The 26333-nt window shown below is 62.2% G+C and carries 26 protein-coding genes; 14 read left to right on the top strand and 12 right to left on the bottom strand.

Translation table 11 applies throughout. The annotated features are described in order from the left end of the window. Window positions 1-17: 17 nt before the first annotated feature. From O7A70_RS00635 to O7A70_RS00605, 7 genes are read right to left on the bottom strand one after another with little or no spacing between them, the layout of a single operon-like run. Window positions 18-1121 carry a CgeB family protein gene (locus O7A70_RS00635; protein ID WP_337138558.1) on the bottom strand — a complete coding sequence of 368 codons (1104 nt, stop codon included), beginning with the start codon at window positions 1119-1121 and terminating at the stop codon, window positions 18-20. Beyond that, window positions 1118-2212, bottom strand: coding sequence for a CgeB family protein (locus O7A70_RS00630; protein ID WP_337138557.1), 1095 nt, complete (start codon window positions 2210-2212; stop codon window positions 1118-1120). Before O7A70_RS00630 ends, O7A70_RS00635 begins: the two co-directional genes overlap by 4 nt. After that, window positions 2209-3339: a CgeB family protein gene (locus O7A70_RS00625; RefSeq protein WP_337138556.1), complete on the bottom strand. Its 1131-nt coding sequence runs from the start codon at window positions 3337-3339 to the stop codon at window positions 2209-2211. Before O7A70_RS00625 ends, O7A70_RS00630 begins: the two co-directional genes overlap by 4 nt. A gap of 2 nt (window positions 3340-3341) precedes the next feature. Further along, the gene (locus tag O7A70_RS00620; RefSeq protein ID WP_337138554.1) at window positions 3342-4442 is read right to left on the bottom strand and encodes a glycosyltransferase family 4 protein; all 1101 of its coding nucleotides are present in this window, start codon (window positions 4440-4442) and stop codon (window positions 3342-3344) included. After that, on the bottom strand, window positions 4427-5719 hold the full coding sequence (locus O7A70_RS00615; RefSeq protein WP_337138552.1) for a TIGR04295 family B12-binding domain-containing radical SAM protein: 1293 nt from the start codon (window positions 5717-5719) through the stop codon (window positions 4427-4429). Before O7A70_RS00615 ends, O7A70_RS00620 begins: the two co-directional genes overlap by 16 nt. Further along, window positions 5716-6795: an NAD-dependent epimerase/dehydratase family protein gene (locus O7A70_RS00610; protein WP_337138550.1), complete on the bottom strand. Its 1080-nt coding sequence runs from the start codon at window positions 6793-6795 to the stop codon at window positions 5716-5718. The genes O7A70_RS00615 and O7A70_RS00610 overlap by 4 nt, the downstream gene beginning before the upstream one ends. Further along, on the bottom strand, window positions 6792-7898 hold the full coding sequence (locus O7A70_RS00605) for an NAD-dependent epimerase/dehydratase family protein (RefSeq protein ID WP_337138549.1): 1107 nt from the start codon (window positions 7896-7898) through the stop codon (window positions 6792-6794). Before O7A70_RS00605 ends, O7A70_RS00610 begins: the two co-directional genes overlap by 4 nt. A 213-nt stretch (window positions 7899-8111) precedes the next feature. Here O7A70_RS00605 and O7A70_RS00600 point away from each other — a divergent pair, with 213 nt between their 5' ends. Beyond that, window positions 8112-8384, top strand: coding sequence for a hypothetical protein (locus O7A70_RS00600; protein WP_027144343.1), 273 nt, complete (start codon window positions 8112-8114; stop codon window positions 8382-8384). Window positions 8385-8585: 201 nt separating this feature from the next. On the opposite strand, the gene O7A70_RS00595 is transcribed toward O7A70_RS00600, so the two are convergent. Next, window positions 8586-9305, bottom strand: a complete 720-nt coding sequence (locus O7A70_RS00595) for a response regulator (protein ID WP_337138547.1) — start codon at window positions 9303-9305, stop codon at window positions 8586-8588. Window positions 9306-9485: 180 nt separating this feature from the next. Between O7A70_RS00595 and O7A70_RS00590 the strand changes: the two genes are divergently transcribed. The 4 genes from O7A70_RS00590 (at window position 9486) to O7A70_RS00575 (ending at window position 13911) form a co-directional block, all read left to right on the top strand. After that, the gene (locus O7A70_RS00590; RefSeq protein WP_337138545.1) at window positions 9486-12626 is read left to right on the top strand and encodes a CheR family methyltransferase; all 3141 of its coding nucleotides are present in this window, start codon (window positions 9486-9488) and stop codon (window positions 12624-12626) included. Continuing rightward, window positions 12623-13000: a response regulator gene (locus O7A70_RS00585; protein ID WP_337138543.1), complete on the top strand. Its 378-nt coding sequence runs from the start codon at window positions 12623-12625 to the stop codon at window positions 12998-13000. The genes O7A70_RS00590 and O7A70_RS00585 overlap by 4 nt, the downstream gene beginning before the upstream one ends. Window positions 13001-13423: 423 nt before the next feature. After that, window positions 13424-13690, top strand: coding sequence for a hypothetical protein (locus O7A70_RS00580; RefSeq protein ID WP_337138542.1), 267 nt, complete (start codon window positions 13424-13426; stop codon window positions 13688-13690). After that, the gene (locus O7A70_RS00575; RefSeq protein WP_337138540.1) at window positions 13687-13911 is read left to right on the top strand and encodes a hypothetical protein; all 225 of its coding nucleotides are present in this window, start codon (window positions 13687-13689) and stop codon (window positions 13909-13911) included. Before O7A70_RS00580 ends, O7A70_RS00575 begins: the two co-directional genes overlap by 4 nt. A gap of 81 nt (window positions 13912-13992) precedes the next feature. Here O7A70_RS00575 and O7A70_RS00570 read toward each other — a convergent pair whose 3' ends face one another. Further along, complete coding sequence (locus tag O7A70_RS00570; RefSeq protein WP_337138539.1) at window positions 13993-16293, bottom strand: FdhF/YdeP family oxidoreductase; 2301 nt, start codon at window positions 16291-16293, stop codon at window positions 13993-13995. A 199-nt stretch (window positions 16294-16492) separates the two neighbouring features. On the opposite strand from O7A70_RS00570, the gene O7A70_RS00565 reads away from it, so the two are divergent. From O7A70_RS00565 to O7A70_RS00555, 3 genes are all read left to right on the top strand, one after another. Further along, complete coding sequence (locus O7A70_RS00565) at window positions 16493-16711, top strand: hypothetical protein (RefSeq protein WP_140810119.1); 219 nt, start codon at window positions 16493-16495, stop codon at window positions 16709-16711. Between the two features lie 75 nt (window positions 16712-16786). Next, window positions 16787-17389, top strand: coding sequence for a diguanylate cyclase (locus O7A70_RS00560; protein WP_337138535.1), 603 nt, complete (start codon window positions 16787-16789; stop codon window positions 17387-17389). Between the two features lie 112 nt (window positions 17390-17501). Next, the gene (locus O7A70_RS00555; protein ID WP_337138533.1) at window positions 17502-17729 is read left to right on the top strand and encodes a hypothetical protein; all 228 of its coding nucleotides are present in this window, start codon (window positions 17502-17504) and stop codon (window positions 17727-17729) included. Window positions 17730-17986: 257 nt separating this feature from the next. On the opposite strand, the gene O7A70_RS00550 is transcribed toward O7A70_RS00555, so the two are convergent. Continuing rightward, the gene (locus tag O7A70_RS00550) at window positions 17987-18442 is read right to left on the bottom strand and encodes a DUF982 domain-containing protein (RefSeq protein WP_337138532.1); all 456 of its coding nucleotides are present in this window, start codon (window positions 18440-18442) and stop codon (window positions 17987-17989) included. An 81-nt stretch (window positions 18443-18523) separates the two neighbouring features. Here O7A70_RS00550 and O7A70_RS00545 point away from each other — a divergent pair, with 81 nt between their 5' ends. Both O7A70_RS00545 and O7A70_RS00540 read left to right on the top strand, forming a co-directional pair. Beyond that, complete coding sequence (locus O7A70_RS00545) at window positions 18524-19267, top strand: DUF4142 domain-containing protein (protein WP_337138530.1); 744 nt, start codon at window positions 18524-18526, stop codon at window positions 19265-19267. Between the two features lie 21 nt (window positions 19268-19288). Beyond that, window positions 19289-19891 (top strand): general stress protein, encoded by a 603-nt coding sequence (locus O7A70_RS00540; RefSeq protein WP_337138528.1) that lies wholly within the window; start codon window positions 19289-19291, stop codon window positions 19889-19891. Between the two features lie 354 nt (window positions 19892-20245). On the opposite strand, the gene O7A70_RS00535 is transcribed toward O7A70_RS00540, so the two are convergent. Then, complete coding sequence (locus O7A70_RS00535; protein ID WP_337138527.1) at window positions 20246-21139, bottom strand: LysR family transcriptional regulator; 894 nt, start codon at window positions 21137-21139, stop codon at window positions 20246-20248. A 154-nt stretch (window positions 21140-21293) separates the two neighbouring features. Here O7A70_RS00535 and O7A70_RS00530 point away from each other — a divergent pair, with 154 nt between their 5' ends. Further along, window positions 21294-21947, top strand: a complete 654-nt coding sequence (locus O7A70_RS00530) for a hydrolase (protein WP_337138526.1) — start codon at window positions 21294-21296, stop codon at window positions 21945-21947. 165 nt (window positions 21948-22112) lie between these two features. Here the strand turns inward: O7A70_RS00530 and O7A70_RS00525 are convergent, their stop codons facing one another. Beyond that, window positions 22113-22796: a GntR family transcriptional regulator gene (locus O7A70_RS00525; RefSeq protein WP_337138525.1), complete on the bottom strand. Its 684-nt coding sequence runs from the start codon at window positions 22794-22796 to the stop codon at window positions 22113-22115. 310 nt (window positions 22797-23106) lie between these two features. On the opposite strand from O7A70_RS00525, the gene O7A70_RS00520 reads away from it, so the two are divergent. The 3 genes from O7A70_RS00520 to O7A70_RS00510 are packed head-to-tail and all read left to right on the top strand — an operon-like array spanning window position 23107 to window position 26321. Next, on the top strand, window positions 23107-24234 hold the full coding sequence (locus O7A70_RS00520) for a BMP family ABC transporter substrate-binding protein (protein ID WP_337138524.1): 1128 nt from the start codon (window positions 23107-23109) through the stop codon (window positions 24232-24234). Between the two features lie 45 nt (window positions 24235-24279). Continuing rightward, on the top strand, window positions 24280-25395 hold the full coding sequence (locus O7A70_RS00515) for an ABC transporter permease (protein ID WP_337139019.1): 1116 nt from the start codon (window positions 24280-24282) through the stop codon (window positions 25393-25395). Further along, a complete protein-coding gene (locus O7A70_RS00510) occupies window positions 25395-26321 on the top strand; it encodes an ABC transporter permease (protein WP_337138523.1) in 927 nt (308 codons plus the stop codon). The genes O7A70_RS00515 and O7A70_RS00510 overlap by 1 nt, the downstream gene beginning before the upstream one ends. Window positions 26322-26333: the final 12 nt, after the last annotated feature.

Below are 26333 nucleotides of genomic sequence, written 5' to 3'. Positions count from 1 at the left end.
CTTCTCCTGTCTGCCAGTCATGCTGCACTTCCGATGTCGAGGTCGAGGACCTCCGCCTCCTCTTGCGTAAGCGCCGTGATGAATTCGCGAGCCCTGGCCACACCGGTGTGGGACGCAAGGACGAGTTCGCGTGCCCGGTCGGCCATGGCGAGACGTGTACGAGCCGATTCCCGGGAAAGAATCGCGACGACATCGTCCGGCTTCTTGGCCGTGTGGATCGTCGGTGCGGGAAAGAAACTGTCGAGGCCTGGCCAGCGGTCGCTGATGATCGGCGTGCCGCAAGCGGCTGCTTCGAAAAGGCGCACGCTGGGCGACCATCCCGCTGCAATCATTGAACGGCGGGTGACGTTCAGCGTGTAGCGTTGGCGGCTGTAGAACGCGGCGTGCCCGGCCGGCGGCAGATGTTCGATGCGCTCGACATTGTCGGGCCAATCGATGTCGGAGGGATATTGCGAGCCGGCGACGACAAAACGGCGGTCCGGCATGCGCCGTGCAGGTTCAAGCAGGAGCGCGTTGAGCGTGGCTTGCCGGTCCCCGCTATAGGTGCCGAGATAGCCGAGATCCCAGCGGACCGGGTCGGCGGTGCGATGATGCCGTTCCGGATCGACCGAACAGTAGAGCGGCTCGGCGCGGCGTGCGCCGAAGGTCTGCGCCAGATCTTTAAGCACCGGGCCGCCGGCGAAAGAGAAATAGATGTCGAAGTAGGGGATCTGGCGCCAGCTCAGATAGTCGCAATCATCCGCCGACAGCTTTGCCAGGGTCACCGGCGTGTCGATGTCGTAAAAGCAGAGTTGTCCTTTGCAAAGTGAAGCGACGATGTCGATAACCGCCCGCCCTTCCGGCACGAAGGAGCCGATGACCACGATATCGGCCTGTTCCAGGCACCGTGCATGGTCCCGCTGAAGTTCCGGTACGGTTTCGTAGTAGCGCAAGGCGCAGAAGTCCGGATCGCGCAAATCGCGGTGATTGGCGTACCACGGCACATCGCGCTCCAGAAAAGTCACGCGATGGCCGAGTTCGTGAAGACCTTTCAGCAGACCTCGAAAAGTAGTGGCGTGGCCGTTTCCCCAGGACGAGGACAGCGACAGGCCGAGAAAGACGATGTTCAACTGCTTGGTCATTCGGCCGCCTCCACGGTCCCCTGCGTCAAATGGCGTTTGAAGACTGCATCGGTCACGGCCGCGCGCAGTGCGTAGGTATGGTCGGCGAGAACACGGCGAAGCGCGGCCTGGCCGATTGCCTTTGCCTGACGGGGGGTAAGCGCCTGCATAATTTCGGCGACATCGTCGCCGTCGCGCGCCACAAGGATTTCCTCGCCGGGTTTCAGGAACAGCTCGACGCCCAACCAGGCATCGGTGATCAGGCAGGCGCCGGCGCCGGCCGCCTCGAAGACACGCGTGGCCGGTGAAAAACCGTTCGCGGCCATGCTGTCGCGGCTGATGTTCAAGACGGCCTTTGGCGTGACATTGAAGGCGTTATGGTCGCGGGTGCCGACATGGCCGAGCCAGCCGACATTGGCGGGGAGCGGCTTGTCGCCCCAGCCCGACCCGCCAAGCAGAAAACGTTGTTCCGGCAGCTGGCTCGCAGGATCGAGGAAGAACGATCCGACACGGGCTTCACGATCCGGCAGCCTGTTTCCGAGGAACGCCAGATCGCAGGCAAAACGCGCATTGCCGGCGACCGGGTGGTGCGTTTCGGGATCGAGCGCATTGTAGATGGGCACGCACTCGTTCGCGCCCATGGCACGATAGGCCCAGACGACGGGATCGCCGCCGCCATAGGTCAACACAAGGTCTATTTCCTGCAGCGCACGATGGAGCGGGTGGTCCGGCTCGTCGCGCAACCGGGCGAGAGTGGCCGGCGCGTCGACGTCCCAGAATACGGTGAGCGCGCCGCTGCGGGCGTGGTCGAGCACGGCGCGCAGCAGCGCCTCATCCTCGAAGCCGACACCACTCGCCTTGACGACGATATCGGCCTCGGCGGCCCGCTCCGCCACCTGCATCAGCGCGTGCCGGGTCGCCTCATAGACGACGACGGAGCACCAGTCCGGCGCCTCGATGTCGCGGTTTTTCTGCCGGTCATAGACGTCAGGCTCATAGAAGGTGACTTCATAGCCTAGTTGCGAAAGCGCCTTCAGCAATCCACGGTAATAGGTCGCGGCGCCGTTCCAGTAGGACGACAAAAGGCTCGATCCATAGAATGCGATCTTCATTCGGCGGCTTCCTTTGCGGCGGTCGGGTCGAGAGTGTGCAGGTTCGTGCATTGCCAGAGCACGTCGAACAATTCGTCGACGCGGTGACGACAGGTGTGCCGCGAGCGGATGGTCTCAAGACCCGAGGCCACCAGGGAGGCCGCGAAATCGGCATCGGCCAGCACCGCCTGTAGGTGTTGCCGCATTTGCGAGCCATTCTCGGCAAACAGGAAGTCGACGCCGGGCCTGAAAAGCCGCTCGACATCGGACCACGGTGCTGAAATCAGCGGGATGCCGCAGGCGAGTGCCTCGAACATGCGGATCGTCGGAATTCCAGGCAATCTTTCACGATAGGGGCGCCGTGGGATGTGCACCGTGACACGGTGCGTGGCAAAGGCCTTCGGCACGTCGGCATTGGCGATCCACCCTTCGTGGCGCAGACCGGCGGCGGCCAGATCGGCAAGTGCCGGCTTCGGATAGCGGACACCGTGAACAGTGGCCTCAAGGCCGAGATCGCGCACCGGTTCGATCAGGAACTCCCTGAGTTCGGCGGTCCGCTCGTCGTCGCCCCAGTTTCCGATCCAGACCAGATTGGACGTAGCGTGGATTTCCGGGTGCGGCTTGAACAGGCGATCGTCCGCCGCTTCATGCCAGGTGAAGACACGCTTGCCCCAGCCGGCGCGCAGATAGCTCTCGCGCAACGCTTCGCCAAAGGCGAGAACGCCGTCATAATGCTCCAGATGGAGCGCCGAGATTGCCTCGGTGGCCGACACGGCCCGGTGATGGGTGTCGTGAAACAGAAGGATGAAGTTGCCGCCATCGGCCCGCGCACGGCCGATGCGGGCGACAAGCTCCGGGTCGGTCCATTCGTGGACGATCACCACGTCGGCCTCGGCGATCCAGGCTTCGTGGTCGAACCCGGCATCATAGGTCACCGGCATCAATTCGGGGAAATCCTTGCGGAAGCGTTCGATCGCGAAGGATCCCTTCTCGGCCAGCAGGTTCGATCGGCTCCAGCCGTCCGCCGGCTCCAGAGCGATGGCCTGATGCCGGCGCGCCACCAGATCGCGCATGACGCCGCGAAGGAAATGGGCATTGCCGTGGTTCCAGTCGGAGACGAGCGAGTGGGTGTAGAACAAAAAGCGCATGATCAGCGCTCCGCCACGGTTAGCGCCGTCTTTTCGTAGACATCGCGCATGGCCGCGGCCTGCCTCGCCAGCGTGTATCTGCGGCTTCGGCGAAGGGCGGCCTGGCCGAGCTCTCGCCTATGCCCGGCATCGCTGGAAAGACGATTGACGCAGGCAGCGAGATCACGCGGGTCGCGCGCGTCGAAGAACATCGCGGCACCGTCCCATATCTCGCGATAGGTCGAGATGTCAGAGAGCACCAGGGGTGTTGCCGACATAGCCGCTTCCAGCGCCGCCAGACCGAACGGTTCGTAGAGCGACGGCGATACAAAAATGCCGGCGCGGGCCATCAAGGAGCGCACCTCGTCATACGGCAGCGCCCCGAGAGAAACGGCGTGGTTGATGGTGGCACGCTCGCCGTTTGGGCCGTGAATCGAACCGGCTGCAAAGATGGGCCATTGCGTCAACGAGGCGGCCTGGTCGACCGCCATCACGTTCTTTCCCTGGTCCCACCAACGGGCGGCGGCGAAGACCAGCGGCTGGCGGTTTTCGGCCTTCGGGACCGGCCGCGCCCCATTTCCGACGACGTGCAGGCGTGCGACCGGGCCATAGCAGGTCTCGAGCAACTCGGCATGGCCGCGGCTCGGCGCGATGACGGCGTCGGCCCTGTCGAAGCCGCGCTTGTTGCGCTCTTTCTGCCAGGTCCATACGCCGTCCAACGCCTGTCCCCTGACGGAGTGGAACCATGTCGTCACGCATGAATGCGAGACCGCTATGACAGGGCAGGGCGCATCCAATTCCACCGCCTGCGTCGGCGCGTTGAGATGGACGACGTCGATGGCGTGGTCACGCATCGGCGCACGCAATTCCCCAGGCAAACCGTCGAGATCGCCGGCTTCGTGGGTCATCCAATCCAGCGGCGTGTTCAACCAGATCAGCGTCGCGAAGGACCGCGCCTCTTCGGCCTGTTGCCTGGATGGTTGCGGCCCGAGCCCGGCGAACACGATGCTGTCGCCGCCGTTGACCAGTTCCCGGCCGAGATCAAGCGCATAGCGCCACACGCCGCCCATGGCGTCGACGGTCATCAGGATGCGGCGCTTGCGCGGCCTCAGTGTCCGCAACATGCCGCCTCCAGCTCCGCCAGCGGACGCGGGCGCTTTTCCTGGATGTCGCTGAACTTCTGGAACGAGGCGAGGTAATGATCATGGGCGCGCTCCCAGGCGAGATCGTCGGGTTCGCCCCAAAGCTCGCGATAGCTGGGCGAACTCGGATAAGGATACAGCGGTACGGGTTCATTTGCCCACACGCCCTTGTCGATCAGATGGGCTCGCCAGTAATCGACAAGGGCAGGATCGTCCTCGACGACGCCGATGAGATTGGCCTGCACGAAGGGAACGTGGCGTCTGGCCTTGACGAGCAGCGCGGCCAGTTCCTCGGTGCCCAGCCGGCAGCGCTTCGCCAGCATCGCCCGCCCTTCCACCGTCAGGCTTTCGAGGCCGGCTTCGATGGAGACGCAGCCTGCCGCGCCCAGCAATTCCAGCAGCTCGGGTTTCCACAGATCGATGCGGGTCTGTACGCCGAATTTCACATCGCGCTCGACCAACGCCTCCAGCAACGCTTTTTGCGGCAGGAAAATTTCGTCGATGAAGTAGATATAGCCGACGCCTTGGGCAATCAGCCGATCGATTTCGGTCACCACCGCTTCGTGGTTCCGGCGGCGATAGGCATCGCGGAAATCGATCTTGGCGCAGAAGCTGCAATTGTAGGGACAGCCGCGTGACGCCTCGACCTCGGCGCCGAACCCATGCTGTTGGTCATCGAACCTGTGGTGGTGATGCGAATGGGCGGCGATCCAGTCGGATGGCCATTCAAGCGGCGGATGATCAACAAAGGAACTGACATGAACGCCGCCGTTCGAAACCAGACTGGCGTCCCGCAGATAAGCGGTCGAGGGCACCGCGCTCCAATCGTCGCGCCGGGCAAGTTCCGCGACGATTTCCTCGCATTCGCCGCGCACGACAATGTCGGCGCCAAGCTTGCGCAGCGTCGGCGCCGGCGTCGCCGAGCCATGCGGCCCGACCGCGACGGTGCGTCCGCCACGCCCGGCGAGACGATTGAGGAAATCGGCCGGCACGCGCAACTCCGGCGGTGCGCAGCGCCAGAACAGATAAGTCGGCGCGGTGCTGACGACCGTCATCGCCGGCGCGAACTCAGCCACGCGTTCGCAGAGCCCGGAATTGTCGAGCTTCTGTAACTGCCCGTCCAGCAGCAGCACCTCATGGCCGGCCGCCTCGAGCATGGCTTTCGAATAGCCGAGTTCCAGCGGCAGATGCGGTTGGCGGCAGCCGAAATAGATGCTGTCGTCATACGTCCAGAAGGGATTGACCAGGGCTATTCTCATGCGACGTACCTCACGGCTTCGGGGCGAGGCTCGAGCCGGTGGCGCCGCAGCCAGTCGGCAAGATCGCGAATGCCCTCGCGCCAAGTGACCTGCGCCTTCCAGCCAAGCGCGGCCTCGATCTTGCGGGTATCGGCGACGAAGAAGGGCTGATCGCCGGTCCGTTCCCCATCGTGCCGGATCGAAAGCTCACGGCCGGTCAGGCCGCCGATCTCGCTCAACAGCATACGCAGGCTGAGCGCATTTTCTGGTCCGCCGCCAAGATTGAATGCCTGGCCCCTGGCGGTCTCGATCCGGTCCAGCACGGCCCTGTAGGCGGCGACCGCATCGGAGACGTGCAGGATGTCGCGCACCTGCCTGCCGTCGCCATAGATGGTGATTTGCCGTCCCGTCAGGGCGCTGAGCAGGAAGTGCGCCACCCAGCCCTGGTCCTCGGTTCCAAACTGGCGCGGTCCGTAGATGCAGCTCATCCGCAGCACCGCCGTCGGCATGCCGTAGGATTTGGCATAGTCGAGTACATACTGGTCCGCCGCACCCTTCGAGCACCCATAGGGTGTGCAGAAATCCAGGCCGCGGGCTTCGTCGATGCCGCCGGCCTGGATGGCGCTGTCGCAAGGTATGTAGCGGTCGCCGTCCTCGCGAACCGCGACATCGGGAAGGCTGCCATAGACCTTGTTGGTGCTGGCGAAAATCACCGGGATGCGCTTACCGCTCAGTCGCGCCGCTTCCAGCACGTTGAACGTTCCCCGAAGGTTGATGTCGAAATCCTCGTCCGGCCGGACCAGGCTCGTGGTGACGGCCGTTTGCGCGGCCAGATGGAAGATCGCCTTGGATCTCATCAGAACCGGCGCCAGGGCATTGGCGTCCCGCACATCGATGGTCTCGACGGTAAGGCGGTCGCCATGTTTCTGGGCCAGCCATTCAAGGTTCTGTTCGACGCCGGGCCGGCTGAAATTGTCGACCACCAGCACCGGTTCGCCATCCGACAACAGGCTGTCGGCCAGGTTCGATCCTATGAAGCCGCTGCCGCCGACGACGGCGACCGGCGCTTCGCGACGGTTGCGTGCGCCCGGGCTCATGACACCAACCCACGCTCTTCGAGCTCGCGCTTCATTTCGGCGCCGCGGTCGACGGCCACCGTATTGCGCACCCAGGAGACGAAATCGCCGAGAGAATTCTCCAATAGGCGGCCCGGTTCGAAGCCGAGCAGCTCACGTGCCTTGGAAATATCGGCGAAGCAGTTGCGTATATCGCCGGAGCGCGCCTTGCCGAGCAGCTCGGGCGAGCGGTTCGGGGTTCCCATGGCCTCTGCCAGCAATCGCGCGACTTCGCTGATCGCATAGGCCCGGCCGCTGCCGATGTTGATGACGTGGCCCTTTGCCTGACGTTGCTGCAGCGCAAGGCGAAAGGCCCGGGCGACGTCCTGCACATGAACGAAATCGCGCTTTTGTTCGCCATCCTCGAAGATCATCGGCCGTTGGCCGTTGGCGAGACGTGAAGCGAAGTTGGCCAGCACGCCGGTATAGGGATTTGACAGCGCCTGGCCGGCACCGAAAACATTGAACAGGCGCAGCGCGACCGCATCGATGTCGTACGCTTCGCCGAAGATCAGCACGGCGCGCTCCTGGGCGTATTTCGTCAGCGCGTAGATCGAGGCGAGATCGACCGGCTTTTCTTCGTCTGTCGGCACCGGCGAAAGGGGTTCGCCTTCCGGCGACAGCGGATTCCACTGTCCGCTTTTGATGTCGCTTGGCTTGCGCCGGGCATTGTCGATGCGCCGGCCGTCGGGGGTGGCATAAAGGCCCTCGCCATAGACGCTCATCGAGGAGGCGACGACGATCCGCTCGACCGGGTGTTTGATCAACGCCTCGAGCAGCGTCGCCGTGCCGAGGTCGTTGGTGCCGACATAGCGCGCGATCTCGTACATCGATTGTCCGACGCCCACTTCCGACGCCAGGTGAATGACAGCGTCGACGCCTTCCAGCGCCTGGGCGACGGCCTCGCGGTCGCGGACGTCTCCCTTGATCAGTTCGGCTCCGGCAGGAAGCGCGATCGCTTCGCCCGCATGCACCTGCTCCAGCAGGGCGTCGAGAATGCGAACCGAATAATCCTGGGCGATGAGTTCTTGTGTGACGTGGCGACCAATGAAGCCGCAGCCTCCTGTAACCAATATGCGTTTCACGACGACTCCTCAGACCAGTGACCTCGGCGCCCCGAACTTTTCGGCAAAAGGTTTGTTCCCTCTGGTTCAACAAAGTTCCCTTCCAGACCTTCGTGCGAAGCAAGACACCGCCGTCAGCCCTTGACGCTGGAACATTGCCGCCGGTGTGCTGTTAGGACGCTCGACAGCCGCCGTGACGCCGATAGGGCGAGGCCGATGATCAAGGAGATTTCAATGTCGCAGTCCCAGACGACCACCAATCACGACGAAATTCGCAAATGGGCCGAGGAGCGGCAGGGTCGCCCGGCGGTGGTTCGCACCAAGGGCGAGGGGGGCATCCTGCGGATCGACTTCGGCGAGCCCGAGGAAGCATTCGAGCCCATCGATTGGGACGAGTTCTTCCGGATATTCGACGAGAATGATCTGGCCTTCCTGTATCAGGCCAAGACCAGCGACGGAAAAGCCAGCCGCTTCAACAAATTCGTCGAGCGCGATCGCAAGGGCTGAGAAGGCTGGCCTGGCAGCCGGTCCTGCCGGACCCCAGAAAATCTCGAAATTCGCTGGAACAATCTATGGCCTCATTGCTTCGGGCGCTGAGCCAGAAAGGCGATCCGGCAGGATCAGGCACCTGAAACACGGGAGTTGCGGATGACGGACGATCGCAACCCCCAAGGGAGGCGACTTAGCCTCGGGCTCGGAGGACAAAATTCAATGCATCAGCTTTGCGCCGTGGTCTTTCACCATCTCTCGCATGATGTCGTTGAGCCAGTTTTCGGTCGACTGGCCAAGCCGCCTGTGGTCGACGTTCCGGATCGCTTGCTCGAGTGTCCTCTCGACCAGCCGGTCGGATGCGTTGACATCTCCCAGCAAAAGACGCGCCGCGAGCCGCAGTTTGGGCAACAGCGCGAAGACGTCGTCTGGCGGAGGGGGCACGATGATGCCCGCTCGTTCCGACGCCTGCGCTGGAAAAAGGGCATTGAACACGGCTTTGCTGCCCGAGGATTTTCGCAAATTGCTGGCGTAGCGAAGATGCTCGGGAATGGCGATGTCGTTGTCGCCGCTGAAGAACACGAACGGGATGCCCCGGCGCATCAACTTGTCCGCGATGGGAAACACGCGTCGGCCGTTGAGATTGACGTCCAGGATTGCAGCTTCGGCCTGATCGGTGTGTTCGGAAGCCTGCTCGACGGTTGCCGCGGGGCCAAGGATGATGGCGCCCATATTGCTGAAAAACCGCGCAAGATCTCCGGCCATCGACCATTCGTCTTCGACAATCAGAATGTGCAGGCCCCGCAGATCGCGCACGTCGTCATCCCTTCTTCGAACGGAGTTTAGGATGCAGAGAAGTTGTTCCCCAGTTTCTGTCATCCAGCGCTGCCTGCAATCGTTTCGCAAGCACCAGCATGCGGTCCGGGACGGGCCCTGCATCGAGATATTCGATTGATTGAGGCGCCCCCGGCGCCATTGGTGCCAGGAGCTTCAGGCCAGCAGAGCGTTTCGTCATTGAACCACCACGGATGTCGGGTTCAACGTCATCCGTGCTGTCTTGTTCCATTCTGCCCGCGCGCTATATGGTTATGTCCTGTCCGAACCGGCCTTGAAGGAGTCATGTCGGGTCGGGCGAAAGGGGGACGTGCCGTGACAGCCCGATCAATCAAGTTCCCCATCGTCGGCGTCGGCGCGTCCGCGGGTGGCATTCCCGCGATGGAAGGGCTGTTCAAGGGCATTACCAGTCAGCCCGGCATGGCGTTCGTGATCATCACGCATCTCAGTCCCAAGCGCAACAGCCTGCTGCATGAGGTTATCGACCGCTACACCGAGATGCCTGTCGTGGTGGTCGAGGACGGCGTGGCTGTTGAACCGGACCACGTCTATGTGATGCCCGAAAACGTCACTCTCGTCATCGAGAATGGCATGCTGCACCTGCGGCGGCCCAATGGGCTTACCCAAGAGCGCAAACCCATCGACATCTTCTTCAGCGCACTGGCCGAGGACCAGGGCGAATACGCCGTCGGCGTGATCCTTTCGGGGGGTGATTCCGATGGAACCTTGGGCGCCAAGGCCATCAAGGAGCGGGGCGGGCTGACCGTGGCGCAAGCGGCTGACGGCTACGGTCCACGCAATCCCGACATGCCGCAGAGCGCCATTGCCAGCGGGCTCATCGACGTCGCCGTGCCCGCCGAGGAGATTGGGGCGAAGCTGGAGGCTTACGCCCGCGGCTTCGACGCGCTGGACGGGCTGACGAACGAAGAAGACATTCATACGGCCGACATAGATCAGGTCCGCGAACAGATATACGGGATCTTGCGCAGCCACTCCGGTCATGACTTTTCAGGCTATAAAACCAAGACATTCCTGCGCCGGATCAAGCGGCGCATGCAGATCGCCCAGATTCAGTCCATCGGCGCCTATATCGACTGGCTGAAGAAGGACCCTCGCGAGGTGATGAACCTGTTTCGCGATCTGCTGATCAATGTCACCAACTTCTTCCGCGATCCCGACGCCTTCGAATTGCTCGAACAAAAGATCATCCCGCGGCTGTTCGAGGGCAAGACGGCGAGCGATACCGTCAGGGTCTGGGTTCCCGGCTGCGCCACCGGCGAAGAGGTGTTCTCCATCGGCATCCTGCTGCGTGAACACATGGAAACGCTTTCGGCCGTTCCGCGCGTCCAGATATTCGCCACCGACATCGACGAGCCGGCGCTGGCGGTGGCGCGCGCGGCACGCTATCCCGAAGCGCTGATGCAAGGTCTTTCCCCGGAACGCAAACAGCGGTTTTTCAACGGCGATGGCGAAAGCTACGTCATCAGCAACGAAATCCGCGAACTGTGCATCTTCTCGCCACATAGCGTCATTCGCGATCCACCCTTCTCGCGCATGGATCTGGTTTCGTGCCGCAACCTGCTGATCTATTTCGGTCCAGCCATTCAAAGCCGTGTGCTTCCTGTCTTCCACTATTCGCTGAAGCCCGGTGGTTATCTTTTCCTCGGCACCTCTGAAAGCGTCGGGCAGCACGAAAATCTGTTTGCCACCGTCGACAAGAAACATCGCCTCTTCCAGGCACGGGAGCATGCCTCGCCACACATCAGGCTGCCGGCTCTGATCGGCGATGTCCATTCCGGTGCGTTTCCCGCCGAAACCGCTGGCTTGAAGAAAGGTACGGTCGGATATCCGCTGCGTCAGGCTGTCGAGGCGCAGGTGCTGGAGCGGTTCGCGCCGCCGCATGTCCTCGTCAATGCCGAAGGCGATGTCGTCTACTATTCGGCGAGGACCGGCAGGTACCTCGAAGCGCCGCAAGGCATTCCCAGCCGCCAGTTACTGACGATGGCGCGCCGCGGGCTTCGGCTGGACCTGCGCGCCGCATTGAGGGAGGCGACGACGACACGCCGCACTGTTGTGCGGGACAACCTCGCCGTTGAGGAAGATGACGAACGCGTGCAACCGATCAGGCTGACGATCGAGCCGCTCGCCGAGAGGGGCAATGGTGAGCCGCTTTACCTTGTCCTCTTCGAGCCGTCGGGACCGACGCAGGCCCGATCCGATGAGGACGGCGGCAATCGTGACAGCGACAGCACCGCCGATCTGGAGCGGGAGCTGCGCGACACAAGAGAGCGTCTTCAATCCACTATCGAGGAATACGAGACGGCGCTCGAGGAGGTGAAATCCTCGAACGAGGAACTCGTCTCCGTCAATGAAGAGGCGCAATCCACCAATGAGGAACTTGAAGCCTCCAAGGAAGAGATGCAGTCACTTAATGAAGAGCTCAACACGATCAACGCGGAGTTGACCAGCAAGATAGAAGAGCTCGATCACGCCAATAGCGATCTGCGGAACCTGTTCGAAAGCACCGATATCGCGACCATTTTCCTCGACCGCAGTCTTGTGGTGCGGACCTTCACGCCAGCGGCCTCGTCCTTCTTCAGCCTGCGCCCCTCCGACGTCGGTCGGCCGTTGACGGATCTGTCGAGCCAACTCGATTATCCCGAGTTGAAGCAGCACATCGACAAGGTGTTCGAGACAGGCGAGACCCTGAACCACCATCTTGCGCGCGACGCCAGGGGCCTGTTTCACATGGTCCGCATCAACCCCTACAGGGACAAGGGCAACAGGATACAGGGCGTCGTGGTGACACTGGTCGACGTTACCACCCTGGCGCGAGCGGAAGAGCATCAGCAGGTGCTCATCTCGGAGCTCAACCATCGCGTCAAGAATATGCTGGCGGTGATCGCCAGCATCGCCAACCGCATGCGGGACAGTTCCGATACGAAGGAAGAGTTCGCGGACGCGTTGATCGGTCGGCTGCACGCCATGTCCCGGGCCTACGGAGTGCTGACCCGCGAGAGGTGGAAAGAGGCTTCGGTCAAGGAATTGCTCCATCAGGAACTCGAACCGTTCGGCATCGAACGGATCGAACTCGATGGCGACGACGTTAAACTCGGCCCGCAACAAGGGCTTTCCCTCAGCATGGCCATTCATGAACTGGCCACCAATGCGGCCAAGTATGGCGCCCTGTCCAAGCCCCGAGGCAGGATCGGCGTCAAATGGGCGATGGATGGCGACAATTTCACGCTTGGCTGGCGCGAAAAGGACGGCCCTCCCGTCAGGGAGCCGTTGAACAATGGCTTTGGGCTGAACCTGTTGAAGGGGGAAATCGGCTACAGGCTCGGCGGCGATGTCGAGACCTCCTTCCGCAAGGACGGTCTCGAGGTTCAGATCGCTTTTTCGGCAAACCATAAGGACGCGCCATGAGCGACAGACCGCACGTTCTGGTGGTCGAGGACGAGTGGCTGATCGCGGAGGACGTCGCGTCTGACTTGCTTGCAGCGGGCTATCCCGTGGTCGGCCCTGTTTCGTCCGTTGCCGCCGCGCTTCAACTTGTCGAGGCGGACAAGGTCGACCTGGCGTTGCTGGATATTCAGCTCAACGGCGAAACGAGCCTGCCGGTCGCGGAAGTCTTGCTGGCTCGCGGCACGCCGTTCGCGTTCGTAACGGGATTTGGGGAGCGTGATGTTCCTGTCCCGTTTCGAAACTGCAAATTCGTGGCAAAACCCGCAAGCGAGGCGGCCATCCTCACTGCCGTGGCTGACCTTGCGTCGCTTCGCGCAGCCAAGAAACAGTCGTGATTTAAAGCCAGCCCGTCGCGATCAATCCAGCGGCTTGTCGGTAGGTCGGGGCGTGGTGCTCGCCCGGCGTGGCCGACCGGCATTTCGATTGGCGACCGGGTTATCCAGCGGGACGCTCGAGCGAAAACGGAGTGGGTCTCATGCCCGTGTGGATGGCTCAGCCATGCCAAAAGCGGATCTTCCTTTCAGGCGAACAACTCGAAGATGGCGAAGTGGAACAACTGACGTCGATGCAGGTTCGGTGTCGTGCGGCGTCGTCGCTCCCCTTGTTTGACGCTGCACGATCGGGTTCCCCTCAGCCTGATCAGCCCGCGCGCTCCCTTGCCGGGAGGCGCGGGCTTTTCCGTTAGCCGAGCGATCGTGTTTTGAACTCGGGCGGGAACAACCCACCCGTTCGGCAGTTCGGCGCGCAGGAGAACCGAAATGCACCATGCCGATGAAATCGCGCTCAGGCGCGTGAAGATACTGGTCGAACAATATGTTCTCGCCAGAAGCAGGAGGTATGATTTTGTCTCGACCGAACTGGCGTGCAAGGCTATCCGTCAGGTGGTTCGCAGCCCGATCGACGATACCGAACTCGATCATTTGCTGGCCCGAAGTGCCGTCAAACAGGGACTTTCCGTGCGGTTCGACCGAATGGGTCACTTGTCAGCTGCTTTACCCGAACTCATTGGGGAAAAGTCAGCATGAGAGCCTTGTGGTCACTGTGTGCGGCATCGGCGTTGCTCGCCTTGGCCGCGTGCAACAACAATGCCGACCCCGTCAACTCCAAGACGGATACGACGAACAGCCAGCCTGTCGACAAGAATCCGGCGACGGAAACCGATCCGACACCACAGACCAGTACCGGCGGGGACCAGCAAGGCACACAGCCAACACAGCCGGCATCGCCCAAGCCGCGTGGCGGTTAAGAGCCATCCGGTCCAGGTGGGCCCGCTGCTTGTCCGGGTTTGTGACGCCGCCGGGAAATGCGAAGCGACGCCTGTCTGGTTTCAGCCAATAATTCTGACTGGAACGGACTTAACGGCGGGCACGTGGGCTTTCTTGGCGCGATGCCAGAGGGGCACCAGGGGATTGAGCTCTGGATAATAGCCAGCGCAGTTGCCTTCGGGCACGGAATAGGGTGTCTCGCGCAAGCCCCGCACGCGCCGCTCGACACCATCATCCGCATGGGTTTCGAGATCGATCTGCTGCCCCGCGGTCAGTCCGAGCCGCTGGATGTCGGCCTCGTTCATCAGCAAGACCATGCGCGTGCCATGAATGCCGCGCAGCCTGTCATCATAACCGTAGACGGTTGTGTTGAACTGGTCATTGGAACGCACCGTTATCAGCGTCAGGACCTTGCGCCCCGATATATCGATGTCGGGGTTCGTCTCGAGCGTCGTCGGCAGCTTGAAATTGGCCTTCTTGTTCGGCGTCTCCCAAATTCGCTTCGACGCCTTGATGTCGCGATGAAAGCCTCCCGGCGTGAGGAACCGTTTGTTGAACTGGCGAAAATGCTGAGGGATGCAGCGTTCGATCTCATCGCGAATGCGGGAATAGTCGGCAACCCACTCGTCCCAGGGGATCGAGCTCGTGCCCGGTACGGTGGCCTTGGCCAGCTCGGCGACGATCTTCGGCTCTGAAAGCAGATTTGGCGAAGCGGGCGGGCGCGACCCAAAGGAGCCATGGATGCAGGCGGTGGAATCCTCCACGGAAACCGTCTGATCGCCGCTTTCCTGCCGGTCTCTCTCCAGCCGCGACAGGCAGGGCAACAGATAAGTTACCGCCCCGGGGATGAGATGACTGCGGTTGAGCTTGGTCGCGATCTCGACATGCAGGCCAAGTCCCCGCCAGGCTTTCTCGACCAGGCCGGTTTCAGGCACGGCGCGCACGAAATTACCCCCCAGGCCGATAAAGCCCTTCACCGAGCCGGCAATGACGCCTTCGCAGGTCTCGACGGTATCGAGGCCTTTTTCGCGCGGGGGCTCGAAAGCATAGAATTCCGCGAATTTGTCGAGTGGAACGAGTTCAGGCTTTTCAGATATGCCGACGGTGCGCTGGCCCTGGACATTGGAGTGACCACGCAGCGGCGAAATGCCGGCGCCGGGTTTTCCGATGTTGCCACGCATCAGCAGCAGATTGCACAGCATCTGCACGTTCTCGGTGCCGTGCCTTTGCTGCGTCAGGCCCATCCCGTAATTGCCGATCACCGCATTGGAGCGGCCGTAGACTTCAGCCACATGCTCCAGATCCGCTCGCGCGATGCCCGACCGTGCGACGATGTCTTTCCACTCGGCAGCGCGTAAATAGGCTTCGAACTCAGCAAAACCATGCGTGTGTTCGGCAAGGAACTCGACATCGAGGACACGCGAATTTCCATTCTCCCGAGCCGCGTCGTCGAGTGCCAGCACCGCCTTGCCAATGCCGGTAATCGCGGCAATGTCGCCGCCGCTACGGACCTGGAAGAAGTCGCTGGACATCTTGGTGCCGGGGCCTGGCGACAACATCTCGACGGGATCCTGCGGATTCTTGAAGCGCTTAAGTCCTCGCTCCGGCAAGGGGTTGAAGGTGAACACCGGCACGTCGCGTTGGCGAGCATCCTGCAGCGGGTGCAACAGCCGCGGTGCCGTCACGCCGGTGTTGTGGCCGAAGAAGAGCATCATGTCGCATTTGGAAAAATCTTCGAGCTGCACGGTCCCAACCGGCGAGCCGATCGACTCGGGAAGTCCGACCGAGGTCGATTCGTGACACATGTTGGAAGAATCGGGCAGGTTCGACGAACCATAGATGCGGGCGAAGAGCTGATACATGAATGAAGCTTCCAGCGAGGCGCGGCCGGATGTGTAGAAGACGACCGACTTCGGATCGAGCCGCCGAAGTTCCATGCCGATCTCGGCAAAGGCTTCATCCCAGGAAATCGGCTCATAGCGATCGGTGACAGCGTTGTAGCGCAGCGGATCCGTGAGCCTGCCTTGCTTTTCCAGGTCGCGATCCGGCCAATCGAGCAGTTCGGTGACCGAATGTCGTGCGAAGAAGTCTGGACCGCAACGCAGCTTCGTCTGATCCCACAGGGTGGCCTTGGCGCCATTTTCGCAAAACTCGAAGGGCCGCGGCTCCGCTGGCTTGGCCCATGAGCAGGAAACGCACATGTAGCCGTCTGCCTTGTTCTGCTTGAGCAGCGTGCTCCATATCCCCGACATCAGCAGGCCTTCGCCATATGCCTTGCGGATCAAGGAGGACAGGGATCCCCATCCGCCCGTCGGGTGGTCGTATTTCTTGATTTCGACATGATCGGTAACGGCAGGTTCCATGACGGTCGTCCTTGCGTGCCAATACCAAACCTCGCCCCTGCTTGATTGTTCCCGGGTCCGTGAGGTGAACGTCGCTGGTGCAATTCGGCCGCGATTGCCAGGCTGGTACGGACGATAACCGGTGCCGCGGCATCGGTTCGCGCCTGCGTGTGGAACTATTTTCGTCATTGGCTGTTCGGCACGGGAAGGGAGCAGCACGATGGAGCGACGCAACGCGGTAATCTCGCTGGTGATAGCCGCGGTCATTATCGTTGGTTTCCTGATCGGCTTTCACTACGTTGACATGGGCTGGCGCACCTCGCCCCTGAAACGGGCGCCTGAGCAGAACCAGGGCGGCAACGCTCCGGCGGATACTTCACCGGCCGCGGGCATCCAGAAAAATCCCAAGGAAAATACCGAAATGCCGGGGCAGCAGTGATCGACCGCTACCCGACACCGAAGCTTGGCTCACCAGTATCGCTATCTTTCATATGAACTCGGACGAGAGGGCGTTGTGCTGTCAGATCCCACCGTTCTGATCCTGATGTATTTTCTTCTCCCGGTCTGGTTGGTCGCTGGTTTTGCCGACTGGTTCTGCCATCGCGCTTCGCATATCGAATCGACGACCGGCGCCAAGGAATCGTTGATCCATCTCCTGATGTTCGTCGAGGTCGGTATACCGCTGCTTGCCGCCATGTTCCTCGACGTGAACGCCCTGGTCATAGCCATCATGATCGTCACCTTCTTCATTCATGAGGCCACCGCGATGTGGGACGTTCGCTATGCAACCACGGCGCGCACGGTAACGCCGATCGAGCAGCATGTGCACAGCTTCCTGGAGATGATCCCGCTGATGGGGCTGGTCAGCGTCGTGTCCCTTCATTGGGGACAGTTTCTCGCATTGTTCGGGGCAGGACGGGAAACCGCGCGCTTTGATATTGCCTGGAAATCGCAGCCGCTGCCGGTGACATATATCGTCTGCGTGATGGCCGTGATCCTGCTTTTCGAATTGCTCCCTTATCTGGAAGAATTCGTCAGGGGGTTACGTGCCAATGCCGGCAGGCTCATTCCATCGAAAGCCAGAGGACGCGATCCGGGCCAGACGACCTTGCGGTGAAGCGCTCAGCGGAAACGATGTCCCAGCCGTCTGGGCGCTGGCGTCCTGTGCGGAACATCTCTGCCGGACTGCCCATTATCAGAGGGTGAGAACACGGACATGGAGTGTGGTGATGGGCATCCTTTCCGATCTGGACAAGAAGCTGACGGACAACATGTATGAACATGGCAGTGCGCTTACCGACGCAGTTGCGGATCTGCCGCAGGCGGTCGTTGAAACCGTCGACCGGCTGATGCCTTTCATTCAGCCCGAAGCGCGCGAGACAGTGAGAAATCAGGTTCTCGGCATGGTCCACGAATACAGGATCGAGAACCCCCCGAGCCCGGCCGAGCAGGATTGAACTAACCGTTCTGGTCTATCGCGTGGGGCGCGGGTTGGCTCCCGTTTTGCGCTTTGTGGCCGTTGAACCACAACCAAGCCGCGATAATCACGACCGCCACGATCACTATCCAGGCCATGAGACGAGGCATTGCGGAATCCTCCGTGCCAGCGGTCCATCCACGTGACGGTGAGAGGCAGGTGTAGGATTGACATCCTGGCCATGGCCTCTCTCTTTCGAACAAACTCTGCCAAATCCGCAGCGGCGGTTTGCAATGGCTAAATTTGATCGAGCAGAATCCTGGCGTCCTTGGCCGCAACGATGAACGCCTGTCTTGCGACCCTTGGAGGCTTTTCGCCACGCATCACGGCAAGGCACGCCCTGAGCGCGGCAAGACGCATTTCGGATTTCGGCTTTGGCCAGTCCCGCAGCAGCACTTCAGCGGCATCGGACACAGAGACCACGACCCTGTCGCGGTCTATGCGGCCAGGTTGAATGATGATCGGCTTTCTGAAATGGCCTGTACGCACCTGCCCCTCCAAGGCCTGCTCTAAAAGCCTGTCCAAGGAGAACGAGGCGCGCAGACCGCCCTCTAACTCCGCGACCGTCGATTTGTTCCAGCGTATTTGGCGTTGGAATGGCAGCGCCTGGAAATCACTCGTTTCCACGGCGGGTTTTTTGCAGCCACGCCTGATGGCTTCTTCACGGATTGTGGCGCTGCGGGTCCCCGGCATGTCGCCTCGGTGGGAGGAACAAAGCGCATCCTGGCTTGTTAGTACGCAACACAAATTCGCTCACTGACAAGGACAAAGTCGATGAAAACACGACATCTTCTCGCCTCCTTCGCAGCTGCTTGCGTTGTTCTCGCAATACCTGCCTTCGCTGCCGACAGCGCCCAGGATTTCGTCGACAAGGCTGCCGTCGGCGGCAAGTTCGAAGTCGACTCGAGCCGGATTGCCCTGGACAAGGTTCAGGACCAGGGCATCAAGGATTTTGCCCAGATGATGATCCGGGACCACGGCGCTGCCAACGCCAAGCTGGAAGCGGCCGCAGGCGAACAAAAACTGAAAGTACCGCCGGCGCTCGATGCCCAGCACCAGGACGATGTGGACAAGCTCAAGAATGCGCAGGGGCCGCTCGATCCCGCTTATGTCGACCTGCAGCGCAAGGCGCATGACGACGCCGTCAAGTTGTTTGAAAATTATGCCAGCGGCGGTGACAACGCGGCACTCAAGACTTTCGCCCAGCAAACGGTTGGTACGTTGAAGATGCACCAGCAGATGATCGAAAAGATCGCCGCCAGGCAAGATGCCATCACGGGACCGACAACGCCGGCGGTGAAGACCGACAATATTCCCAACGCCGCCGCTCTCGTCCCCGGCGCGAACAGCTTCACCGAAGCCCAGGCCAGGAGCCGGATTGAGGATGCGGGATATTCAAACGTGTCGAAGCTTACCAAGGACGACCAGGGCATCTGGCGCGGCCAGGCGGCCAAGGGAGGCGAAAACCTCAACGTTGGGGTCGACTACCAGGGCAACGTCGTTGCCGCGGGCAAGTGAGTATGGATCAGGAGAAATCACATGAAGACGGTGACCGGACTGTTCGACAATTATGACGACGCGGCCGATGCGGTCGGCGAGCTCGAGGCGACTGGCATCCCACATTCCAATATCAGCATCGTCGCCAACAACTCGGATGACTGGTATGAGGCAAACCGTTCCGAGGCCGCCGAAGACGCGGGCAGCGGTGCGGGAATCGGAGCGGTGATCGGCGGTGCCGGGGGCCTGCTCACGGGGCTGGGCGTCATGGCCATCCCGGGTGTCGGCCCGGTGGTCGCGGCCGGATGGCTCGCCGCCACCGCCGCAGGGGCGGTTGCCGGTGCCGTGGCCGGCGGAGCGGCAGGCGGCATTATCGGCGGTCTGACGGAGTCGGGTGTGCCCGAGCGCGATGCGCACGTCTATGCGGAAGGTGTACGCCGCGGCGGCACCTTGGTGACGGCCAAGGTGGACGACGAACTCGTGCCGAATGCCGAGGAGATTTTGGGTCAGTCCCGATCGGTCGACCTGGCTGAACGCCGCAGGATGTACGAGGCAGACGGCTGGACCGGCTTCGACGTCAATGCAGGCGAATACGCACCCAAGGACGTCGATCGCGACGGCGGCCGCGCAATCAATCGACCCTGAAAGCGGATCCCGGCCCTGGCTGCGACCAGGGGGCGGACGAGGGCGGTGTCGGCTTCGGGACGTGGCAAACTTGCGCAACGACCGATAAGCGGCGCAAGACTTCACTGCCTTAGCGACAGCAACTTCCAAACAGGCACGAGGTGTTCGTGAACGGCGGATTTGCACAGCAAGACCTCAACGCCTACTCGGTTGAGCGTGATCCGCGTGAACGTTCAAGCCCTGCGGCGTCCGGCCCATGGCGCGCTTACCCGATCGTGATCGGGAGCCATAGCGCTGGTCGAATAGATTGCCCACAAACGCGTCTCCGTCCTGTCCCATGGGACCTTCCAGCGCAATGATCCGCCCCATTCATGTTTAACGGTCGACACCCCAAACGTCCGGATTTCGTGCGAAGTACTCGATCAGCATTTCGATGAGGACCCGGACTTTCCGCGCGGGGTGCCTACCCGGCGGTCGGACGACATAAGCGCCTGCAGAAGGTGGGGGATAGCGTGTCATCACCGGAACTAGCGCGCCGGACGCAACATATTCGTATGTGATGCAATCGGGGAGCCAGGCGATGCCGAGTCCCGCCGCCGCGGCAGCGGCAAGCGCCGTAGCGTTGTCGGCCTTGAACCTGCCCTGCGGCTGAACCGTGACGATCTTGTCGCCATCCATGAACTGCCAGGCTTCCGTTCCTTGCATGAGGGCTTGATGGTTGACGAGCTGTTCCACCGTCTCAGGTGAACCGTGTGCTTTGATGTAATCCGGGCTTGCGACAAGCTTTCCATAGATCGGCCCGACGCGCCTCACGACCAGGTTGGAGTCCTGAAGGTAACCAACCCGGATCGCGCAATCGAAACCTTCGGCGATCAGATCGACGAAGCGATCGCTGTAGGAGGTATGGATGTGGAGCTGCGGGTGGTGTTGTGCCATTTCCGCAAGCACGGGAGCGAAGTGGGTCGGCCCGAAAGAGAGCGGCATGGCAACCCGCAGGCGGCCGCGCAGCTCACCGGTGGGGAGGATCGCTTCCTTGGCCGTATCGATCTCGGCGCTTGCCCGGGCAGCATGGTCTCTGAACGTCATTCCCGCTTCTGTAAGCGCGGCGCCGCGGGTCGTTCGCGCAAGAAGCTGGACGCCAAGCTCAGCTTCAACCCGAAAGAGTCGCCGACTGACGATTGACTTGGAGACGCCGAGCCGGCGCGCGGCGGCCGATACGCCTCCTGCGTCTGCCACAGTGACGAATGTCTGCAGATCCTCGATGTCCAACTTGGCGTTCCTCATTTCGCGACACAGCTTGCCTGACTATGGCACTACCGCATCACCGAGCGGAACAGCAAATTGCGTCCAGGCAACGTCGCCCGCTGGCGCATGTCTCCCGTGAACCCAATGCCGTCGATGGCGGCAGAGAAAGGAAGTCTTGATGACCCCTCGTAACGGCCTCGATTCGCTTCTTCGCCCCGAAGATTCGGTCCTCGTTCTGATCGACCATCAGCCTTATCAGCTCGCAAACCTGAACAGCCACGACCCGCATATGGTGGTCAACAACACGACCGCGCTGGCGAAGCTGGCAAAAGCCTTCAATGTTCCGACCATTCTCACCAGCGTGATCGCGGCGCGCGGTGGACTGCTTTTTAAGCAGATCACCGACGTATTTCCGGACCAGGACGTCATCGATCGCACCTGGGTGAACACCTGGCAGGACGAGAACGTGGTGAACGTCGTCAAGGCGACCGGCCGCAAGCAGCTGATCATCGCCGGCCTGTGGACCGAGGTCTGCGTCGCAATGCCTGTGATCCAGGCCGCCGGCGAAGGCTGGGACGTGACTGTGATCACCGACGCGTCGGGCGGGATTTCGAAGGAGTCTCACGAAGTTGCCATCCAGCGAATGATCGCAGCCGGCGCGAACGTGATGACCGTGATGGCGCTCGCTGGCGAATGGCAACGCGATTGGGCGCGCACCGAGCATGTCGAGGAGCTGACCGAGATTCTCATCCAGCACTTCGGCGGCAGCGGCATCGCGTATCTTTGGGAGCAGCAGCTTCTCAACACGCCTGTGCCGAGCACGGTGCGCTGATTTTGGGCGGGGATGACGAAAGTCTTGAGCGATCCGCTCCGAACAAGCTGATTGCTTATCGACCAGCGTCATCCCCTCCACAAGACGCTGGCCATGTCTGAATGCAAGCCGGCCGGCATCTCGCACGACAGAAGCGGCTGCGCTCATCGCGGTCTCACCGCAATGTCAGCTAGACCAAGGGTGTAGCGGCGCGGCTCGCGCCTGGTCGTCAACGACAAACACCGCGCTCGCTTCACTGACGATAGACACGTGTTCCATGGCGGCCTTGCCCGCAGCAGGGCCATCGCCACGCAGGATCGCGGTGACGATGGCGTCGTGCTCCTGCCAGGATTTCGCCAGGCGTCCGGCCAGCCTGAACTGGGCGCGGCGAAAGGGGGCCAGCCGGCTGCGCGTCATCGCGGTCAACTCGTAGATGTGCGTGCTGTGGGCACCGCGATAGAGTCGGCTGTGGAACTCGGTGTTGAAGTACTCATAGTCTTCCTCGGCACCCAGCCGTACCAGCCGCGCCGAGGCCTGATGCTCGGTCTCGAGCGCGCGGCGCTCGCTGCCGGTCATGCGCTCGGCGCAGAAGCGCGCGCATATGCCTTCCAGCTCGGCCATGCTCTCGAACATCGAGGCGAGGTGCTCCTGCGTGACGACGGCGACGATGGCGCCCCGGTTGGGCCGCCGCTCGACGAGGCCCATGGCGCTGAGTTGGCCAAGCGCCTCGCGCACCGGCGTGCGTGAAACCTCGAAGCGGGCGGCAAGCGAGACCTCGTCGAGTTTTTCGCCGGGACGCAGCACGCCGGTGACGATGCGGTCGCCGATCGCCCTCACCATCTGATCGACGGTCGTGCCCGCCCGGATCAAGCTGCGCTTTCCCGACAAAACTGCTTCGCCTCCCGTGCTTCGGTGTTCCAGGTCCCTGAAATCCTGCGGCCGAACGGCACGACTCCGACTCGGCCGCACCCTCTATGCCTATGTTTTAATCTGCCTGTCAAATTGTCTGTTTTCAAGGCAAAAAGTGCATGCAATTGCCTTTCGCTTGTGCACGCTGCCTCACGAGGCTCATTGATTTTATTTATGAAATTTAGCCGATCGAATTGGCACAGCGATTGCATGCACTTTCTTGAGAAGGCGTTAACCGACCCGGAAAGGGTCCTGCAGGGGAGCATAAGAGATGACCGACAGATTCATGCTTAGCCGTCGCCAGTTGCTCAAGACCTCCGCCGCTGGAGCAGCCTTAGGGCTTGCTTCCGCGGCCTTTCCCATCAGCAAGGCATTCGCCGCCGCCACCACCGTCGGCTTCATCTATGTCGGGCCGAAGGACGACTACGGCTACAACCAGGCGCATGCCGAGGGTGCCGCAGCGCTGAAGGGCATCGAGGGTATCACCGTCGTCGAGGAGGAGAACGTGCCGGAGACGGTCGATGTCCAGAAGACGATGGAATCGATGATCAACCTCGACGGCGCCTCGCTGATCTTCCCGACCTCGTTCGGCTACTTCGACCCCCACATGCTGGCCATGTGCAAGAAGTTCCCCGACGTGCAGTTCCGCCATTGCGGCGGCATGTGGGACAAGGCCAAGCACCCGATGAATGCCGGCTCCTATTTCGGTTATATCGGCATGGGCCAGTATCTCAACGGCGTGGTCGCAGGCCACACCTCGAAGACCAAGAAGCTCGGCTTCGTCGCGGCTAAGCCGATCCCGCAGGTGTTGCTCAACATCAACTCCTTCCTGCTCGGCGCACGCTCGGTCGATCCGTCCATCACTTGCCAGGTCATCTTCACCGGCGAATGGTCGCTGGCGGTCAAGGAAGCGGAAGCCACCAACGCGCTGGTCGACCAGGGCGCCGACGTCATCACCTGCCATGTCGACAGCCCCAAAGTGGTGGTCGAGACCGCCGCCGGGCGCGGCGCCTTTGTCTGCGGTTATCACGCCAACCAGAGCCCGCTGGCGCCCGAGAAATACCTGACCGGGGCCGAGTGGAACTGGGCCAAGGTCTATAAGATGTTCGTCGCCGACCTCGTCGCCGGCACGCCGCTGCCCAACTTCACGCGCGGCGGGTTGGCTGACGGTTTCGTCAAGATGAGCCCGCTCGGCCCCGCCGTCGGCGAGCCCGCGCGCAAGCAGTTCGACGCCACGCTGGCCGAAATGATGAAGGGCGGCTTCGCCGTCATCAAGGGACCGCTGAAGAGCAACAAAGGGGCTGTGGTCGCCACCGCGGGCCAGGCGTTCCCGGAGGCCGCCATCGAACTCGAAAGCATGGACTATCTGGTCGAGGGCGTCGTCGGCTCGACCGCCTGATCTGAGGGGAACGGGGCGATGACGGATACGGTGACAGGGGCCGGCATGCCGGCACTATTCGGCGCCAGGGGCTATCCGGCGGCGCTGGAATGGATGGCGCGGCGGGCAGAGACGTTTGTCATTCCGCTCGCGGCGCTGATCGTCGGCATGGCGCTGTTCAGCCTGTTCATCGCCCTGGTCGGCAAGTCGCCGGTCCTGCTCTACGAGACCATGTGGCGGGGCGGCTTCGGCTCGTGGTTCTCCATCCAGAACTCGCTTTCGCGGGCCGCACCGCTGTTGCTGGCGGCGCTTTGCGTGGCATTGCCGGCGCGGCTCGGGCTCGTTGTCATCGGCGGCGAGGGCGCTATCGTGCTCGGCGGCGTCGCCGCCGCTGCCATCGGCGTAGCGCTCAGCGGCGCGCCTTCCTTCATCGTCATTCTTGCCATGGGCGTGGCGGGCATGGCCGCCGGCGGCATCTGGATCGGTGCCGTCGGCGCGCTGCGCCACTACCGGGCGGTCAACGAAACGATCTCCAGCCTGCTGATGGCCTATATCGCCATCGCGCTGATGAACCAGTTGGTGGAGGGGCCGCTTCGCGATCCGGCCTCGCTCAACAAGCCGTCGACCCAGCCGCTGGCGGACATCTACCGCATCGGCAACATTCCGGGCATGGATGTGCATTGGGGACTGATTGTGGGCGTCGTCGCCTGCCTCCTCTCCTGGGTGCTCATCGAAAAGACGCGCTGGGGCTTTGCCGCGCGCATCGCCGGCGGCAATGTGCGGGCAGCGCAAGTGCAGGGGCTGGCCGTTGGGCCGCTCATCGTCGGTTTCACGGCACTCGCCGGCGGCTTTGCCGGGCTGGCCGGCATGCTGGAGGTCGCCGCCGTGCAGGGCAGCGCCAACGCTTCGCTCGCCGCCGGCTATGGCTATACCGGCATCCTCGTCGCCTTCCTCGCCCGCCACAATCCGCTGGCCATCATCCCGGTCGCCATCCTGCTTGGCGGCATCGATGCCTCGGGCGGGCTGATCCAGCGCCGCATGGACCTGCCCGACGCCACCGTGCTGGTGCTGCAAGGCATGATCTTCATCGTCATCCTGTTCAGCGAAACCTTCTACGGCCGCTTCAAGGCCTTCAATCCCGATCTCTGGACGAGGCCCGATCTCCCGAGGGGGACTGCCTGATGGACGCGACCGAGATCGGCCTCTGGGGCGTGCCGCTCGCCATCCTCGGCGGCGCCATCCGCGTGTCGACGCCCTTCATTTTCGTCTCGCTGGGCGAGGCGATCACCGAGCGTTCCGGCCGCATCAATCTCGGGCTCGAAGGCACGCTCGTCTTCGGCGCCATGACGGCCTATGCGATCGCGGTGATGACCGGCTCGCCCTGGCTCGGCCTCGCCGCCGCCGCCGGCGCCGGCCTCTGCTTCGGTCTGTTCCATGGCTGGATCTGCAAATTCCCGAAGGTCAACGACATCGCCATCGGCATTGCACTGATGCTGTTCGGCTCAGGTCTCGCCTTCTTCTTCGGCAAACCGTTCATCAAGCCGAAGGCGCCCAACCTGCCTGCCATTCCCTTCGGCGGCTGGTCCGACGTCCCGCAGGTGCAGGCCGCGCTCGACGTCAACGTGCTGTTCCTCATCGGGGCCGTGCTGTCGGTCGTCCTGTGGTGGGCGTTCCGCAACACCCGCGCCGGCCTCATCGTGCGCGTCGTCGGCGACAGTTCGGATGCTGCTCGCGCCATGGGCCTCAACCCCAATACGGTGCGGCTGCTGGCCACCGGGGTCGGCGGTGCACTGGCCGGCATCGGTGGGGCCTATCTGTCGCTCTACTATCCCGGCAGTTGGACAGAACGCATCTCGTCGGGCCAGGGCTTGATGGCGGTGGCGCTGGTCATCTTCGCGCGCTGGAACCCGCTCGGCTGTTTTGCCGCCGCCCTTCTGTTCGGCGGGGCAGGCGCGCTCGGCCCGGCGCTGCAATCAGTCGGCGTGACGCAGGGCTACTATCTGTTCTATGCCGCCCCCTACATCCTCACCCTCATCATCATGATCGCCACCTCGTCGCCGACACGCTCGCTCGCCGGCGCGCCAGGCGAATTGTCGATCACCAAATGACTGGAGTTTTGC

This window comes from Mesorhizobium sp. Cs1299R1N1, from assembly GCF_037179655.1.
Lineage (GTDB): Bacteria > Pseudomonadota > Alphaproteobacteria > Rhizobiales > Rhizobiaceae > Mesorhizobium > Mesorhizobium salmacidum.
The sequence above is the reverse complement of the archived record's forward strand: the minus strand, read 5'-3'. Positions and strand labels throughout refer to the sequence as shown.